We start from the raw sequence: 15,881 nt of genomic DNA on the forward strand, positions 1-15,881 counted from the left end.
CAAGCCAGCTTGCCGCTGTTGTTCCAGCCCGCCAAGGAGGATCAGTGCCCGAGTCGAAGCCGCGTAAAAGGACTGCCCATGTGGCCCCGCAGACGTCTGCCGCGGAGGCCTACAAGCCCAACCCGGTCTGGTTCAAGCCTGTCATGTTCGGACTCATGATCATTGGTCTGCTGTGGATCATCACTTTCTACATCACCCAAGGCGCCTACCCGGTCCAGGCGTGGGCCTCGTGGAACATCGTCGCCGGGTTCGGAATCGCTATCATCGGCTTCCTGATGACCACGCGCTGGCGTTCCTGAACCGCACCCCGCGGCGAAAGTCCCTGACGGGTCGGTACACACAGTGTGCCGGCCCGTCGTCGTTAAACCGGAACTCCGCTCTTCCGGCGGCTCGGTGCCGGCCGGCCAGGTCCTTGTGACCGATAATGCCGGTAGCGGCATAACCCCAGCAAAGGACTCCAGAATGACTCCTGCAGTAAGCGGCTCAACGATTGGCGATGACGGACTGGCCCGCCCTGCGTGGGCAGCCGTGGACCCTATGCTGCGCCAGTACTACGACACCGAGTGGGGCATGCCGGTCAGGGATGAGCACGGTCTCTATGAGCGAATCAGCCTCGAGGGTTTCCAAGCCGGGCTGTCCTGGGCGACCATTCTGCGCAAGCGGCCCGCTTTCCGTGCTGCGTTCAGGGACTTCGACCCGGACATCGTGGCCACCTTCACCGAGGCCGACGTGGAACGGCTCATGCTGGATGCCGGCATCGTCAGGAACCGGCTCAAGATCCGGGCAACTATCACCAACGCCCGCGCCACCCTGGCGTTGAGGGACGACGGCGGCCTGGTTGACTTTGTGTGGGCGTTCCAGCCGGCGACCACGCCCCGGCCCAGCTCCATCGATCAGGTTCCTACCACCTCGGCCGAGTCCATCGCCCTTTCCAAGGCCCTGCGCAAGAGGGGATTCGCCTTCGTCGGGCCCACCACCATGTTCGCGCTCATGGAGGCTATCGGGATGGTCGACACGCATCTGGTGGACAGCCACCGGCGCGGATCGTCCGGGGTCTGGCCGCACTGACACTCCGGCCCTGCGCAGCGCCCCGAGGCGGCGGTCTCACGCAGGCTCACGTTGTGCCCGGTTGCGCCGCACAGCGGCGGATTTCGTTTATCCACACCTGTGCACAAGTCTGGGGAAACTTATCCACATTGTTCATAAGTTTCCCCACCTCCACGCATCGCGGAGCCCTCCGTTCGCCCCTGTCGCACGCACAGGGGATACGGACGTTCCCGTCAGCATGTGAATTACAGAGCTGTAAGTTATTAACAGTGTGAATTGCCTGTGGAAAAGTTCCAATGTCCGGCTGCCCGGTGCAACTCGGCGCTCCGGAGACTCACGGCCCGTTCCGGCACGGCCCGTTAGAGCGTTTCCGGGCCCGCCGGGCGCCCCGGAAAAGTTATCCACTTAGTAACAGTGTTCTACCCACAAGATATCCACAGCTGGGGATAACCTCCGGCACGGCAAAACCGGAATCCCCACCATGGCGCCGCCGGGCGGCGGGTCCACCCCCCTTACTCAGACCATCAAGTTATTAACACTGTGAATAACCCTGTTGAAACCCGCCGCGGTAACTCCGACGGGTGTGGCAGCCCTGCTGAGCTTCGCAGCGCCCGACCCGTGGACAGCACACGGCCGAAGGCCGGCTGGCGGTTGGAGCCTGGAAGCCGGGGGCGGGAGGCGGGGCGGCCGGGGGCGGGGCGGCTGGGGGCTGGAGCCTGCAGCTACGACGAAGGCCGAGACCCGGACCCGCCGGACACTCTGGGGCCGTTACTGCCGGGGTGCAGTGCCGGACCGCGGAAGACCAGATTGCGGGGCGAAGTTGTCCACTTACTAACAGGACAACCCACAGAAGTTATCCACAGATGTGGAGATCGCCGAGGAAAAATCTCCCGACCGGCGCAAATTCGCCAGCCAGGGCGGCCAGATCGGGATAGCCGTCATGAACTACACGGTTGTAAGTTATTAACAATGTGTATAACCCTTGTGGACAACTTCCGTCCGCAACCGCAGATGCCTTGCCGGTTCCGGTCTGAAGTCCTGCGGGGTGCAGGGCGGGGTGCAGGGCGGAGTGCAGCCCGACGGCCAGGTCGTGCCAACAACTGAGTGCGGTGCGCGCCGCCCGGGGCGACTTCGAGGGCCGGAACCGGCTATGCGCGGCCTGGAAAGGGTGATTCCGTGTCGAAGTACCCCCGGACGGATCCGGACTGAAGGAAAGGTGCACGGCGGCGTCCCCGGCAGGGCTGGGCGGCAGGGTTCACCAGCAGGAGGTGGCCCGCTGGGGGAAACCGAGACGGCGCGGCACAAAGAAGGCGCGACAAGAGAAGGCACCCTGCAAGGGCGGCGGCCTCGGCTAGGCGGCGGCGCCGGCCATCCGGACCGCGGACACGACGATCACCAGGGTCAGCACGGCGGCGAGGCCGACGATCTGGACCAGGACCTGCCGGGGACCGCGGGGCGTGTAGGTAATGACGGCGGCGCTCAGGATGCCGGTGACCAGGCCGCCGAGGTGCGCCTGCCAGGCGATCTGGGGGACCATGAACCCGATAACACCGTTGATGGCGATCAGGACCAAGAGTTGGCGGACATCCCCGCCGCGTTGACGCTGGACCACCAGCAGGGCGCCGAACAGCCCGAAGATGGCGCCGGAGGCTCCCACCAGGCCCACGGGGCCGTTCACGGGATAAACCGGGGTCAGCAGGAGGAACCCGGCCGATCCGCCGATGGCGGAGAGCAGGTAGATGGCCAAGAAGCGGACGTGGCCCAGCAGCGGCTCGAGGATCTGGCCGAAGATCCACAAAGTGTACATGTTCAGGACGATGTGGAGAAAGAATCCCTGGGAGTGCAGGAAAGCCGAGGTGAGCATGCGCCACGGCTCACTAGCAGTGAAGGCCGGGGCGTAGGCCAGCTGCTGGTAGACCCCGTCGTTGGGAATGATCCACTGCAGGGCATAGACAAGGGCGCAGAGCCCGATGATCACGAATGTGGCCACGGGTTTGCCGGCGGTAACGGCTCCGCCGTAAACAGTCCTGACATTCGGCGTCGTGCGTTTGGTTTCGTTGACGCAGTCAACGCACTGGAATCCGACGGCGGCCGCCCGCTGGCAATCCGGGCATGCCGGGCGCCCGCACCGCTGGCAGCGCACGTAGGCGGGCCGGTCGGGGTGCCTGGGGCATACCGGGATCTCCGCGGACGGCTCCGCCGCCGGAATTCCGTAGCTCATGGTGGTGGTTAGAGCTGTTCGATATCAATGCTGTTGATGGTGACATCCTCCACGGGGCGGTCACCCATGCCGGTGCGGACGCCCTCGATCGCGTCGACGACCTTCTTGGAGTCCTCATCGGCGACCTCGCCGAAGATGCTGTGCTTGCCCTGCAGCCAGCCGGTGGGGATGGTGGTGATGAAGAACTGCGAACCGTTGGTGCCGCGGCCCATCTGCACACCGGCGTTGGCCATGGCCAGCTTGTACGGCTCGTTGAAAGTCAGTTCCGGGTGGATTTCATCGTCAAACTTGTAGCCCGGCCCACCGGTGCCGCGGCCCAGGGGATCCCCGGCCTGGATCATGAAGTCCTTGATGATGCGGTGGAAGATGGTGCCGTTGTAGAGCGGCGTGCCGGTCTTGTCCTCGCCCGTTTCCGGGTGGGTCCAGGCCTTCTCACCGGTGGCCAGGCCGACGAAATTGCCGACGGTCTTCGGCGCGTGATTGCCGAAGAGGCTGACGACGATGTCGCCGAGGCTCGTGTGGATAGTGGCTTTTGCGGTTGCGTTGGCAGTCATAGCGCCTATTCTTCCACGGCGGCTCCGCACGCACAGGGCCGCACAGTCAGTTCCGCGCTGGGTGAAATCCGCTGGAATTCCGCCCGAAGAATAGCCGGTGCGTTCCTAGACACGTAGGCTAACAGCAGAACCGTCACATTAATCGGGAGGTAGTTGTGAAGAAAACGGATCGTATTGCCCGTGACCTTGAGCAGTCAGTCAGCACGGGAGTGGACAGCGCCAAGGATTGGGCGGCCCCGCGGGTTGAGGCGGCCGTGAACTGGGCTGTTCCCCGTTTGCAGCATGGGCTGGATACCGCTTCTCCCAAAATCCAGGAGGGGCTCAAGTCGGCGGCCCAGAATCTGGCCGGCAGCGTTGCTACGGTCACCCCGCGTCTTCAGGACGGTCTGGCCCAGCTTGCGCCGAAAATCCATGATGCCGCGGACAGCGCCACTCCGCGCCTGCACGAAGCCGTGGACAAGGCAGCACCGGTGATCGCCAACGCCCGCGACCTGGTGGTCGTCGAATACCTGCCCAGGCTTTCGGACCAGCTCGGCTACGCTTCCAGCGCCGTCCACCGCACGCTGGAAAACGCTCCGGCCCACGTGGACGCTGTGGCACAGAAGCTTGTCGACTCCGGTGTGGTCCACACTGTCAAGGGACAGGCGAAGGCCCAGGCAAAGACTGCCAAGCGGCACGCTAAGACTGCGGGCAAGAACCTCAAGACAGCAGCCACCGACGCCAGCAAGACGGCAAGCGCGAAACTCGGCAAGACGCAGAAGCCCAAGCACCGCGGGCTTCTGATCTTCGGCATCATCGCTGCCGCAGTCGCCGCCGGCGTCGCCGCGTGGCGGGCTTCCAAGCCGGTTGAGGATCCCTGGAAGGTCCCGACGCCGGTGACGCCGGCTCCGACGGCGGCCACCACCGTCAGCGACGCCCTGAAGGACACCGCCGATAAGGCCGGGTCCGCAGCCGTGGCGGCAGCCGATTCTGCGGCGGATGCATCGGCAGAGGCAGCAGACGCCACCGCTGCCGCAGCGGACGATGCAAAGGACACTGCTGCGGCCGCCGCCGCCGACGCCACGGAGGCCACCACCAAGGCCGCCACCGATGCCAAGACCGCTGTGCGCAACATCGCAGCAAGCCTGAACAACGGCACCGACAAGCCGGGCAAGTAGCTCCGCCCGCCTTCGCAGGGGGTACGGACACGGCGCCAGCCGCCTTCCGTCTTCCGGCAGGTGCATTGCGCCACTCCCAGGGAGGGATTCCGCCACCGTGCGGGATCCCTCCCTTTGTTTCATCCGGCTACTGTTTCATCCGGCTGCCCCGGTGCCGCGCCGCCCCGGATTGGAGGGTAGCCCGGATGCTAAATTTGTGGGTGATGTCACCCCACAGATCCCCCCAGGACGCTTTGCCCACTGCGCCGCCGCCGGCTGTGTCTATTGTGGTCCCGGCGTACAACGAGGAAAGCGTGATCCGGCAGTGTCTGATCGCCGCGGTCTACCAGTCGGTACCCGCCCACGAAATCATTGTGGTGGACAATATGTCCCGTGACCGCACGGCGGATATCGTGCGGCAGATGCAACTGGAGTATCCGGAGAGTCCCATCATCCTGCTCAGCCAGGACCGCGACCAGGGGCTCATCCCCACGCGCAATTTCGGACTGGACCACGCCACGGGCGATATCCTGGGCCGGATCGATGCCGACTCCGTGCTGGAGCCTGACTGGGTGGAACAAGTCCAGCAGGCCTTCCGGGAGGAATCGGTGCACGCAGCCACAGGTCCGGTGGTCTACTACGACATGCCGCTGCGCCGGTTTGGGCTCAAAGCAGACGACAGAATGCGTCAGCTGATGCTCAAGCTTGCCAAGCACCAGTACCACTTCCTCTTCGGGTCCAACATGGCTCTCCGCCGCTCAGCCTGGGAAACCATCCGCGCCGAGACCTGCCGGGACGAACGGGACGAAATGCACGAGGACATTGATCTTTCGCTGCACCTGGCCGACCACGAACTCAGGATCCAGTACTGGCCCCAGATGATCTCGGGCATGTCGGCGCGGCGGCTCGAGGACTCGCCCCGGGATTACCGCTACTACGTGACGCGGTTTGACCGCACGTACAAGGCGCACAACGTCAAGAAGATGGCCCTGAAGGCGCCCATGGTGGTGTTTTTTTCCGTCTATTTCCCGGCGAAGCTGCTCCGGGCCATTCACACGGTCAATGCTCCACAGCCTGCCCGCCGCGGCGGACAGTAATCCCGGCCGCACGGGCCTTGCCAAGCACTGCCTAGTCCGTCCCCAGCTCCGCCAGCCGCTCGGCCCCGGGTGCCTCACCGCCGCGCCCCGCACCACCGCGCCTGCCGGACCGTGAACCGCGCTGCCCCAGGACGACGACGGCGAGTCCCACCAGGATCATCGCCAGTCCCGCATAGGTCCCGGCCGGCAATGTCTCGCCCAGGAAGGCAGCCGCCAGAAGCGCTGCTCCCGGAATCTCCAACAAGATGATCATGGACACGAGCAACGGGCTCATGGTGGCCAGCAGGTGGTTGAACGCGGTGTGCCCCACGAGCTGCGCACACACGGTGATGGCCAGGATTCCCAGCCACCCGGAGGCCTCGAACCCCGCCAGCGGCTGTCCGGCAATCAGCGCCATAACCGCCACAATCGCGGCGCACATGCCATAGCAGAGCGTCGTGTAGACCCCCGTGCTCATGCTCTGCCGCGCTTTACCTCCGGCGAGGGTGTAGATGCCCGCCAGGGCGCCGCCGGCCACGGCCAGGAGATCACCCAGGAGAGCCCCGGGCGAGGTGCCCATATCGAAGCCGGTAATGGTCACAACCCCCGCGAACGCGATTCCCAGCCCCACCAGGACCGGCCAGCGGTGCCTAACGCCCCGGAAAAGCTGGAACAGTGCGATCCAGCCCGACTGCAGGCAGACCAGTGCCGTCGCGGCCGCGACCGAAGTCAATTGCAGGGAAGTAATGAAGCAGGCAAAGTGCAAGGCAAGGGCCACTGCCGCTGCAAGCGACCAGCGGAACTCGGCGCCGGTCACCTTTCCGAATTGACGGGGACTGCGGACCAGCACAGGACCGGCCATGACGACGGAACCAATCGCATTGCGCCAGAAGGCGATGGCGAGGGCACTGACCGACGTGGCGCCCAGCGTGGCTGCGATCAGCGGCCCGGAGGAGGCAACGCCCAGCACCCCCACGGCGGCAAGGATAAAGTTCACGCTCCAACACTACTGGGGCCGCCGGCAGAGACCCCTTGTCGCCGCTCCTTGACCCGTGCAGACCCCGGTGCCAGTCTTAAATCGCGGTCTCACATTCCGGTTTCACCATCATCGAAGAAGGAGACCATCATGGCGTCAATGATCCGCAAGAGCCTGGACAAGCCGGAGGAAACACGCCCTGTCGCCGACGGCATGGGTCAGGTGGACCTCGTCAATCTGGACGCCGGTCCGGTTGGCCGGGCCACTTTCCTGCCGGGATGGAAATGGTCCGATCACGTCAAGCCGATTGCCAAGACGGACAGCTGCATGGCCAGCCACACCGGCTACACGATTTCCGGCCGGTTGAAGGTCGTCATGGACGACGGTGAAGAAATCGAATATGGGCCCGGCGACTTCGGAGTTATCCCGCCGGGCCACGATGCCTGGGTACTCGGCGATGAACCCTATGTGTTCATCGACTGGCAAGGAATGGCCGACTACGCCAAACCGAAGGAGTGAGGCGCCAGGGGACCGCCGTTGCCCGGGTATGCAAAAGGCCCCGGACCGCGTTTCCGCGTTCCGGGGCCTTCCTTATGGTGGAGGCACGGGGACTCGAACCCCGAACCCCCTGCTTGCAAAGCAGGTGCGCTACCAATTGCGCCATGCCCCCATAAGAAGCAACCCGTCAATCATACCCTAGTTACGGAGGCCGTTTTCCGGCTTCCTTCCCAAGGTTCCGGGCTAATCAACCGTGTCGGTTGAATTGCTCCAGATCACTTTCCGGGCTTCGGATTCCTGCACTTTCCTGTAGAGGAACACGCCTGCGACCGTAGCTGCGATAACCAGCAACTTCTTCACGCGCACTCCGTTCCGGTCCAGTCTCTCGACGAACCTTCACTATCCTCCGCAAAACCAGTACAGGTTCCGTGGGCGTACCAGGACTTGAACCTGGGACCTCTTCGTTATCAGCGAAGCGCTCTAACCGCCTGAGCTATACGCCCCGATGCCTCATCGGGCCGAGATATGACTGTACAGCACATCCCGGCCCGATCTCAAATCGAGGCATTTTCCCGCGGAATTCCGGGGAAAAGTCCGGAATCTAGTCGTCCGTGAGGGTCACACCGATGCCGCCCACGAGGGTCGCCGCAATGTTGTAGAGCACGGCGGAAAGCATGGACAAGGCCGTCAGCAGCACTACGTTGATCACGGCGATGATCGTCGCAAACGACGCCACCTGCCCGAGGGATGCCACCTTCTTCAGCTCAAACCCGCCGCCTTCGGAACCCGCCAGGGTCCCGAGCAGGCTGTCCACCTGGTCAAAGATCCCGGTCAGGTCCAAGACAGTCCAAAGCACGATTGCCGCCACGACGGTGACGATGCCCAGGGCCACGGAGAGCAGGAAGGCCATTTTCAGCACGGACCAGGGGTCCACCTTGCTGACCAGCAGCCTGGCCCGGCGGACCTTGGCCTTGGGCGCTGGTTTGATCAGTCCGGCGGTGTTCTGGCCGCCCGCCTGGGCGGGCCGCTGTCCCGGCACGGCGGGGCGCTGACCCGGTACTGCGGGGCGCTGACCGGGGGCCGCGGGACGCTGTCCCTGCCCCGCGGTTGCACCCGACACGCCGGGGCGCTGCTGCGGACGCGAGGGCGCGCCCACGCGAGGCGCGGCGGCGGGTTGCCGCACTCCGCCCGGCACGCCGCTGCTCGGCTTGGGATATGAGTCGGAATTACTCACTCGTTACCTCCGGTGTTGTCTTCGTCCAGCTCGGCATTGCCTGATGACTCATCTGACTCCGGGGCCGGTACTGATTCTGCCGCTGCGGACGTCTCTTGCAGTCCGCGATCTTCAGCCAACGTTACGTCATCCGGCGAGGAAGCCCGATTTTCAACGCCTTCACCGACATTCTCGCCGGCAAGCTCATCTGTGCTCTGCCCTGTATCTTCACCTTCGGTCGAGTCGTCGCCTTCCAGCCCGCGTTCGCTGTTGCGTGCAACGGCGATGATGCGGTCGTTCTTGTCCGGCTTGGCGAAAATGACGCCCATGGTGTCGCGGCCCTTGGCGGGGACCCCGGTCACCGAGGAACGCACCACCTTGCCGCCTTCCATGACCACCAGGACTTCGTCTTCCTCATTGACGATGAGGGCACCGACGAGGTGACCGCGTTCTTCCTGGTACTTGCCGACCTTGATGCCAAGGCCGCCGCGGCCCTGGAGGCGGTATTCCTCAACCGCGGTCCGCTTGGCGAAACCGCCTTCGGTGACAATGAAGACAAACGACCCGTCCTGCACGACGTCGGCCGCCAGCAGTTCGTCGTCCTCGCGGAACTTCATGCCGGTCACGCCGGACGTTGCCCGGCCCATCGGGCGCAGGGCCTCGTCCGTGGCAGTAAAGCGGATCGACTGGCCCTTGCGTGAGACCAGCATCAGGTCATCGGTTTCGGACACCAGCTGGGCCGAGACAAGCTCATCGCCGTCGCGCAGGTTGATGGCGATCACGCCGGCGGACCGGTTCGTGTCGTAGTCCTCCAGGCGGGTCTTTTTGACCAGACCGCGCTTGGTGGCCAGCACCAGGTACGGGGCATGCTGGTAGTCGCGCAGGTCCAGCACCTGGGCGATGTGCTCGTCCGGCTGGAACGCCATCAGGTTTGCCACGTGCTGGCCCTTGGCGTCGCGTCCGGCTTCCACGAGCTCGTACGCCTTCGTGCGGTAGACCCGGCCCAGGTTGGTGAAGAACAGCAGCCAGTGGTGGGTGGTGGTGACGAAGAAGTGCTCGACGACGTCGTCGCCGCGCAGCTGCGCGCCCTTGATGCCCTTCCCGCCGCGCTGTTGCGAACGGTAGTTGTCGCTGCGGGTGCGCTTGACATAACCGCCGCGGGTGATGGTGACGACCATTTCCTCTTCCGGGATCAGGTCCTCCATCGACATGTCGCCATCGAAGCCCAGCAGGACCTTGGTGCGGCGGTCATCACCGTGTTTGGCGACGATCTCGCCGAGCTCGGTGCTGATGATCTGGCGCTGGCGTTCCTCGGAGGCCAGGATCGAGTTGTACTCGGCGATCAGGGCCTCGAGTTCAGAATGGCGGTCCTGGATCTTCTGGCGCTCTAGAGCGGCGAGCCGGCGCAGCTGCATGTCCAGGATGGCCTTGGCCTGGTCCTCGTCGATGTCGAGCAGTTCCATGAGCCCGAGGCGCGCGGCCTCCGTAGTGGTCGACGCGCGGATCAGGGCGATGACCTCATCGAGCGCGTCCAGCGCCTTGAGGAGTGCGCGCAGGATGTGCGCTTCTTCCTCCGCCCTGCGCAGCCGGTACCGGGTGCGGCGGGCAATGACGTCCATCTGGTGCGTGACCCAGTGGCGGATGAACGCGTCCAGGCTAAGCGTTCGGGGAACACCGTCGACAATGGCCAGCATGTTGGCCGCGAAGTTGTCCTGCAGCTGGGTGTGCTTGTAGAGGTTATTCAGCACCACCTTCGCCACGGCGTCCCGCTTGAGCACGATGACCAGGCGCTGGCCGGTGCGGCCCGAGGTCTCGTCCCGGAGGTCGGCGATGCCGGAAATCTTGCCGTCCTTGACCAGCTCGGCGATCTTGATGGCCAGGTTGTCCGGGTTGGCCTGGTACGGCAGTTCGGTGACCACCAGGCAGGTGCGGCCCTGGAGTTCCTCGACGTTAACCACGGCACGCATGGTGATCGAGCCACGGCCCGTGCGGTAGGCGTCCTCGATGCCCTTGTGGCCCAGGATGGTGGCGCCGGTCGGGAAATCCGGTCCCTTGATGCGCTGGATCAGCTCCTCGAGCAGCTCCTCGCGGCTGGCGGTCGGGTTGGCCAAATACCACTGCACACCGTCTGCAACCTCGCGGAGGTTGTGCGGCGGGATGTTGGTGGCCATGCCGACGGCAATGCCTGAGGAGCCGTTCACCAGCAGGTTCGGGAACCGGGCCGGAAGGATGGTCGGTTCCTGGTTCTTGCCGTCGTAGTTGTCCTGGAAGTCGACGGTTTCCTCATCGATGTCCCGGACCATCTCCATGGCGAGCGGCGCCATTTTGGTTTCCGTGTACCGCGGGGCGGCGGCGCCGTCGTTGCCGGGAGAACCGAAGTTACCCTGGCCCAGCGCCAGCGGATAACGCATCGTCCAGTCCTGGATCAGGCGCACCAGCGCGTCGTAGATCGCGGTGTCGCCGTGCGGGTGGTACTGGCCCATGACTTCGCCCACCACGCGGGCGCACTTGTTGAAGGAGCGCTCCGGGCGGTAGCCGCCGTCGAACATCGCGTAGAGCACCCGGCGGTGGACCGGTTTGAGGCCGTCGCGGACGTCCGGCAGGGCCCGGCCCACGATGACAGCCATGGCGTAGTCGAGGTAGGAGCGCTGCATTTCCGTCTGGAGGTCGACCTGTTCGACGCGGTCGGTCAGCACATCGGTGTCAAGGACAGTGCCCTCGATGGGGGTCTCGGCATCGGCCGGCCCGGCCGGAACTTCTGGTGTTTCGTCACTCATTTTCTATATTTTCCGTTTCAGGTATATATCAGTCCGGGAATATCAAGGGCCCAAACGGCCGCTAGATGTCCAGGAACCGAACGTCCTTGGCGTTCTGCTGAATGAAGTTTCGGCGCGATTCCACGTCCTCGCCCATCAGGGTGGAGAAGATCTGGTCCGCGGCCAGGGCGTCGTCCATGGTGACTTGCAGCAGGGTGCGGTGGTCCGGGTCCATGGTGGTGTCCCACAGCTCCGTGTAGTCCATTTCGCCGAGGCCCTTGTAGCGCTGGATGCCGTTGTCCTTGGGGATGCGGCGGCCGGCGGCCTGGCCGGAGACCAGCTTCGCGTCGCGCTCACGGTCGCTGTAGACGTAGTCGTGCGGGGCGTTCGACCACTTGATCCGGTACAGCGGCGGCTGTGCCAGGTAGACGAAGCCGTTCTCGATCAGCGGGCGCATGTAGCGGAACAGCAGAGTCATCAGCAGCGTCGTGATGTGCTGGCCGTCGACGTCGGCATCGGCCATGAGCACGATCTTGTGGTAGCGCAGTTTGGCCAGGTCGAAGTCCTCGCCGATGCCGGTGCCGAAGGCGGTGATCATGGACTGGACCTCGGCGTTGCCCAGCGCCTTGTCCAGGCGGGCCCGTTCGACGTTCAGGATCTTTCCGCGCAGCGGCAGGATCGCCTGGGTCTCCGGGTTGCGGCCGCGCTTGGCGGAGCCGCCGGCCGAGTCACCCTCCACAATGTAGACCTCGCACTTCTCCGGGTTCTTGGAGGAGCAGTCGGAGAGTTTCCCGGGCATGCCGAAGGATTCCAACGGGCTCTTGCGGCGGGCATTGTCTCGAGCCTTCCGAGCAGCCATGCGTGCCTGGGCGGCCGAAATGGCCTTGCGGATAACGTCCCTGGCGGGGCCGGGGTTGCGCTCGAGCCAGTCGCCCAGACCGTCGGTCACAACCCGTTGGACAAAGCCCTTGACCTCGGAGTTGCCGAGCTTGGTCTTGGTCTGGCCCTCGAACTGCGGCTCGGAGAGCTTCACGGAAATGACTGCCGTCAGGCCCTCGCGGATGTCGTCTCCGGTGAGGTTGTCTTCCTTTTCCTTGATGATGTTCTTCTCCCGCGCATAGCGGTTGATGAGCGAGGTCATCGCGGCCCGGAAACCCTCTTCGTGGGTGCCACCCTCGTGGGTGTTGATGGTGTTGGCGTAGGTGTGGACGCTCTCGGAGTACGCGTTGGTCCACTGCATCGCCATTTCCAGGGCAATGTGCCGTTCCGTGTCCTCGGTCTCGAAGGCGATGACGTCCTCGTGGACCACATCAACCTTCTTGCCGGAGTTCAGGTGCTTGACGTAGTCCAGCAGGCCGTCGTCGTACTGGTACACAACCGTGTGGAATTCCGCGGCAACTTCACCTTCGGTGGGGACAGCATCCAGGTCCAGGTCGTCGTCCTCGGACGGTTCCTCCGGAGCGCGGCGTTCGTCGGTCAAGGTGATGCGCAGCCCCTTGTTCAGGAACGCCATCTGTTGGAAGCGGGCACGCAGGGTTTCGAAGTCGAAGTCGGTGCTCTCGAAGATCGTGGCATCGGGGTAGAACGTCTGCGTGGTGCCGGTCTCGGTGGTCTCCTCGCCCTGCACCAGACCGCCCTGCGGCTTTCCGCCGTCGGCGAAGGACATCCGCCAGACGTGTCCCTGGCGGCGGACCTCGGTGTCGACGCGGCTGGAAAGCGCGTTGACCACCGAAATGCCGACGCCGTGCAGGCCGCCGGAGACGGCATATCCGCCGCCGCCGAACTTGCCGCCGGCGTGCAGGATGGTCATGACGACTTCCACCGTGGGCTTGTGCTCGGTAGGGTGCATGTCTACGGGGATGCCACGGCCATTGTCGACCACCTTGACCCCGCCGTCGGCCTGCAGCACGATTTCGATGTGCGTGCAGTAACCCGCGAGGGCCTCGTCCACCGAGTTGTCCACCACTTCATAGACCAGGTGGTGCAGGCCGCGGGGTCCCGTGGAACCGATGTACATGCCGGGGCGTTTCCGGACAGCCTCCAGACCTTCAAGGACGGTGATGTCGCTGGCGCCGTATTCACGCGATGTCGCGGTCCCGGACATCGCCGCTACGGCAGTCTCAGCCGCCGTCGTTTCCCCCACTACCGCTTCCGCTACGTCTTCCACTGCCGGGATCTCTGCATTGTCGTTAGCCACAGGCGCTTTCGACTCCTCTATGTTCGTTGAAGGCCGGCCGTTGCCCTTTCCGGGGAAAGGGCTCCTGCCAACAGGCACGTCACTGACGACGACGGCTGTTCCGCTGACCTGGTCCCGTCACCCCACACGCTGAAATTGCGTCGGAAACGGACTCAGTCGACGTTTCACCGGCGCCCAGTTATCTACAGTGATTCTATCGTGCTATAGGGCCCAAACCCGCATTCCAGAGCCCTAAACGGGAGGGAAAGTGCCGCTGAGAGGCCGCTGGCTCCCCCTGCAAGGCATTCAGGGTCCATCCCTAAGGTGCCTATACGGCTCCGGGGCGTTCGAGCGCCCTACACGCCGTTTGCGGATTTTTCAAGGTTTTTTGCAAGAAGTGCTTCAGATCCGGCGGCCGGGCCGGCCGTCCGGCCTATCCGTACGTGTCACGGGGCCCGCGGCCGTTGACCGTCCGGAGGCCCTTGCGCCAGCTCGGTGCGGCGGGTCCGAGCACCTGGATGCTGGTGACAACTCCGTCGCCGAGTTCGGTGCGGAACTTTTCCAGGAGGCTGCTGCTCAGCAACCGCAGCTGCGTTGCCCACGCGGTCGAATCGGTCCGCACGTGCAAGGTGGTGTCCGTGAAGCTCTCCGGGGTGCAGTGGGCTGAGATTTCGGGCCCGACGAGGACGGCCCATTGCGCCATCACGGAGCCGACCGCGACGGGCGAGCTCCAGCCGCGTTCGGCCACGAGGCGTCCCACGACTTTGCCCAGGCCCATCGGATCCCGGCCGGTGCCGTGGAATTGTGAGAAGCCGCGGGTTCCCCGCGCGCTGCGCGCGGGTTTCTGGGCCGCCTTACCGGAGCGCGGAAGCGCCCGCCGGATTTCGCCGCGGGCGGCCGCAGCGTCGCGCATCCTGTTCAAGGCGGACTGGGCCGCGTCGATGTCGTCGGGGTCGCGGCCCGGCTGCAGGCCGCCGTCGGTATCCTTATTCATCGATTGTCCTGCTCATCGATTCCTCCCGGGATGACCTTCACCCGCCGCCCGGTCAACTCCTCCGGGATGTCGTCCTCGACGGCGGCGGTGACCAGCACCTGTTCGGCGCCGGATACTATTGCGGCCAGTTTACGCCGCCGCTGGACGTCCAGCTCGGCAAAAACGTCATCCAGAATCAGGATGGGCGGGGACCCGCCGGTGCGGGCATCGTCGAGCATGACATAGTACGAGGCCAGGCGGAGGGACAGGCACATGGACCAGGTTTCCCCGTGCGAGGCGTAGCCCTTGGCCGGCGCCGATCCAAGCACCAGCTCAAGCTCATCGCGGTGCGGCCCCACCAATGAGATTCCCCGTTCGAGCTCCCTGCGGCGGGACGCGGCGAAGGCCTGGATGTACCGTTCCGTGAGCTGCTCGACGGAGAGCAGGCGCAAGTCATCCCTGGGTGCCTCCGCAGCGAAATCCGCACCGGGCTCCGGGCTTGTCCCGGCACCGGCGCCGTCGTCATCCAGGATGTCCTGCAAGGTGGAACGGTAGACCGCGGACGCTTCCTTGGAACCGTCGGTGAGCTGGGCATAGGCATTTTTCAGGTGCGGCTGCAGGCGGTCTACCAGCTCCAGGCGGGCGTGCAGAAGTTCCGCCCCCGCCCGCGCCATGTGCTGGTCCCAGACATCCAGCGTGGCTTCATGGCCGGCGGTGAATTTTCCTGCCCGTCCCGATTTGAGCAACGCATTGCGCTGCTTCAACACCCGGTCATAGTCGCTCCGGGTGGCGGCGTGGCGCGGCATCAGGCTGACCAGGAGTTCATCCAGGAACCGGCGTCGGTTGGACGGATCGCCCTTGACCAGCGCCAGGTCTTCCGGGGCGAAAAGCACGGTCTGGCAAATGCCCAGCAAATCCCGGGCGCGGACCGGATTGCTGCGGTTGATCCGTCCCCGATTCGCCCGGGACGCGTTGATTTCCAGTTCCAGCACCGTGGCCTGCTCGCCGCGGACCAGCTTCGCCCGGATCATCGCCCGGTCGGTGCCGAACCGGAGCAGCGGCGCGTCCGTGCTGACCCGGTGGGAATTCAGCGTGGCCAGATACCCGATCGCTTCCATCAGGTTGGTCTTACCGATGCCGTTGGACCCCACCAAAACGGTGACCCCGGGTTCCAGGCTGAGATCGACCTGGGCGTAGCTGCGGAAATCGGTGAGCGAGAGCTTTTCTAGGTACACGCGGGATTCAGGACCTCACG

Annotated in this window: 14 protein-coding genes and 2 tRNA genes; 5 read left to right on the forward strand and 11 right to left on the reverse strand. The window is 64.7% G+C overall.

Going from position 1 to position 15,881, the window contains the following annotated elements:
• Positions 1–44: 44 nt before the first annotated feature.
• Together AB4Y72_RS16645 and AB4Y72_RS16650 are read left to right on the forward strand one after the other, a co-directional pair.
• The gene (locus AB4Y72_RS16645; protein ID WP_441427253.1) at positions 45–299 is read left to right on the forward strand and encodes a cell division protein CrgA; all 255 of its coding nucleotides are present in this window, start codon (positions 45–47) and stop codon (positions 297–299) included.
• 163 nt (positions 300–462) lie between these two features.
• Positions 463–1,068, forward strand: a complete 606-nt coding sequence (locus AB4Y72_RS16650; protein ID WP_441427254.1) for a DNA-3-methyladenine glycosylase I — start codon at positions 463–465, stop codon at positions 1,066–1,068.
• A 1,330-nt stretch (positions 1,069–2,398) separates the two neighbouring features.
• On the opposite strand, the gene AB4Y72_RS16655 is transcribed toward AB4Y72_RS16650, so the two are convergent.
• Positions 2,399–3,268 carry a rhomboid family intramembrane serine protease gene (locus tag AB4Y72_RS16655; RefSeq protein ID WP_441427255.1) on the reverse strand — a complete coding sequence of 290 codons (870 nt, stop codon included), beginning with the start codon at positions 3,266–3,268 and terminating at the stop codon, positions 2,399–2,401.
• A gap of 8 nt (positions 3,269–3,276) precedes the next feature.
• On the reverse strand, positions 3,277–3,822 hold the full coding sequence (locus tag AB4Y72_RS16660) for a peptidylprolyl isomerase (RefSeq protein WP_441427256.1): 546 nt from the start codon (positions 3,820–3,822) through the stop codon (positions 3,277–3,279).
• Between the two features lie 155 nt (positions 3,823–3,977).
• Here AB4Y72_RS16660 and AB4Y72_RS16665 point away from each other — a divergent pair, with 155 nt between their 5' ends.
• A complete protein-coding gene (locus AB4Y72_RS16665; protein ID WP_441427257.1) occupies positions 3,978–4,979 on the forward strand; it encodes a hypothetical protein in 1,002 nt (333 codons plus the stop codon).
• A 203-nt stretch (positions 4,980–5,182) separates the two neighbouring features.
• Positions 5,183–6,055 (forward strand): glycosyltransferase, encoded by an 873-nt coding sequence (locus AB4Y72_RS16670; protein WP_441427258.1) that lies wholly within the window; start codon positions 5,183–5,185, stop codon positions 6,053–6,055.
• A 31-nt stretch (positions 6,056–6,086) separates the two neighbouring features.
• Here AB4Y72_RS16670 and AB4Y72_RS16675 read toward each other — a convergent pair whose 3' ends face one another.
• Positions 6,087–7,031: a DMT family transporter gene (locus AB4Y72_RS16675; protein WP_441427259.1), complete on the reverse strand. Its 945-nt coding sequence runs from the start codon at positions 7,029–7,031 to the stop codon at positions 6,087–6,089.
• 129 nt (positions 7,032–7,160) lie between these two features.
• Between AB4Y72_RS16675 and AB4Y72_RS16680 the strand changes: the two genes are divergently transcribed.
• The gene (locus tag AB4Y72_RS16680; protein ID WP_441427260.1) at positions 7,161–7,529 is read left to right on the forward strand and encodes a cupin domain-containing protein; all 369 of its coding nucleotides are present in this window, start codon (positions 7,161–7,163) and stop codon (positions 7,527–7,529) included.
• A 75-nt stretch (positions 7,530–7,604) separates the two neighbouring features.
• Here the strand turns inward: AB4Y72_RS16680 and AB4Y72_RS16685 are convergent.
• The 8 genes from AB4Y72_RS16685 to recF all read right to left on the reverse strand — a co-directional run bounded on the left by AB4Y72_RS16685 (position 7,605) and on the right by recF (position 15,861).
• A tRNA-Ala gene (locus tag AB4Y72_RS16685) sits at positions 7,605–7,680 on the reverse strand.
• Between the two features lie 71 nt (positions 7,681–7,751).
• Entirely contained in the window at positions 7,752–7,874 is a 123-nt protein-coding gene (locus AB4Y72_RS16690; RefSeq protein ID WP_341867115.1) for a DLW-39 family protein, read from the reverse strand.
• A gap of 63 nt (positions 7,875–7,937) precedes the next feature.
• Positions 7,938–8,011 (reverse strand) — tRNA-Ile (locus tag AB4Y72_RS16695).
• Positions 8,012–8,109: 98 nt separating this feature from the next.
• Positions 8,110–8,742 carry a DUF3566 domain-containing protein gene (locus tag AB4Y72_RS16700; protein ID WP_441427261.1) on the reverse strand — a complete coding sequence of 211 codons (633 nt, stop codon included), beginning with the start codon at positions 8,740–8,742 and terminating at the stop codon, positions 8,110–8,112.
• Complete coding sequence (gyrA, locus tag AB4Y72_RS16705) at positions 8,739–11,498, reverse strand: DNA gyrase subunit A (protein WP_441427262.1); 2,760 nt, start codon at positions 11,496–11,498, stop codon at positions 8,739–8,741. The genes AB4Y72_RS16700 and gyrA overlap by 4 nt, the downstream gene beginning before the upstream one ends.
• Before the next feature lie 61 nt (positions 11,499–11,559).
• Complete coding sequence (gene gyrB, locus AB4Y72_RS16710) at positions 11,560–13,581, reverse strand: DNA topoisomerase (ATP-hydrolyzing) subunit B (protein ID WP_441427306.1); 2,022 nt, start codon at positions 13,579–13,581, stop codon at positions 11,560–11,562.
• 505 nt (positions 13,582–14,086) lie between these two features.
• Positions 14,087–14,647 carry a DUF721 domain-containing protein gene (locus AB4Y72_RS16715; RefSeq protein WP_441427263.1) on the reverse strand — a complete coding sequence of 187 codons (561 nt, stop codon included), beginning with the start codon at positions 14,645–14,647 and terminating at the stop codon, positions 14,087–14,089.
• Positions 14,644–15,861, reverse strand: a complete 1,218-nt coding sequence (recF, locus tag AB4Y72_RS16720) for a DNA replication/repair protein RecF (RefSeq protein ID WP_441427264.1) — start codon at positions 15,859–15,861, stop codon at positions 14,644–14,646. The genes AB4Y72_RS16715 and recF overlap by 4 nt, the downstream gene beginning before the upstream one ends.
• Positions 15,862–15,881 lie beyond the last annotated feature (20 nt).

This window comes from Arthrobacter sp. YAF34, assembly GCF_052113245.1.
GTDB lineage: Bacteria > Actinomycetota > Actinomycetes > Actinomycetales > Micrococcaceae > Arthrobacter.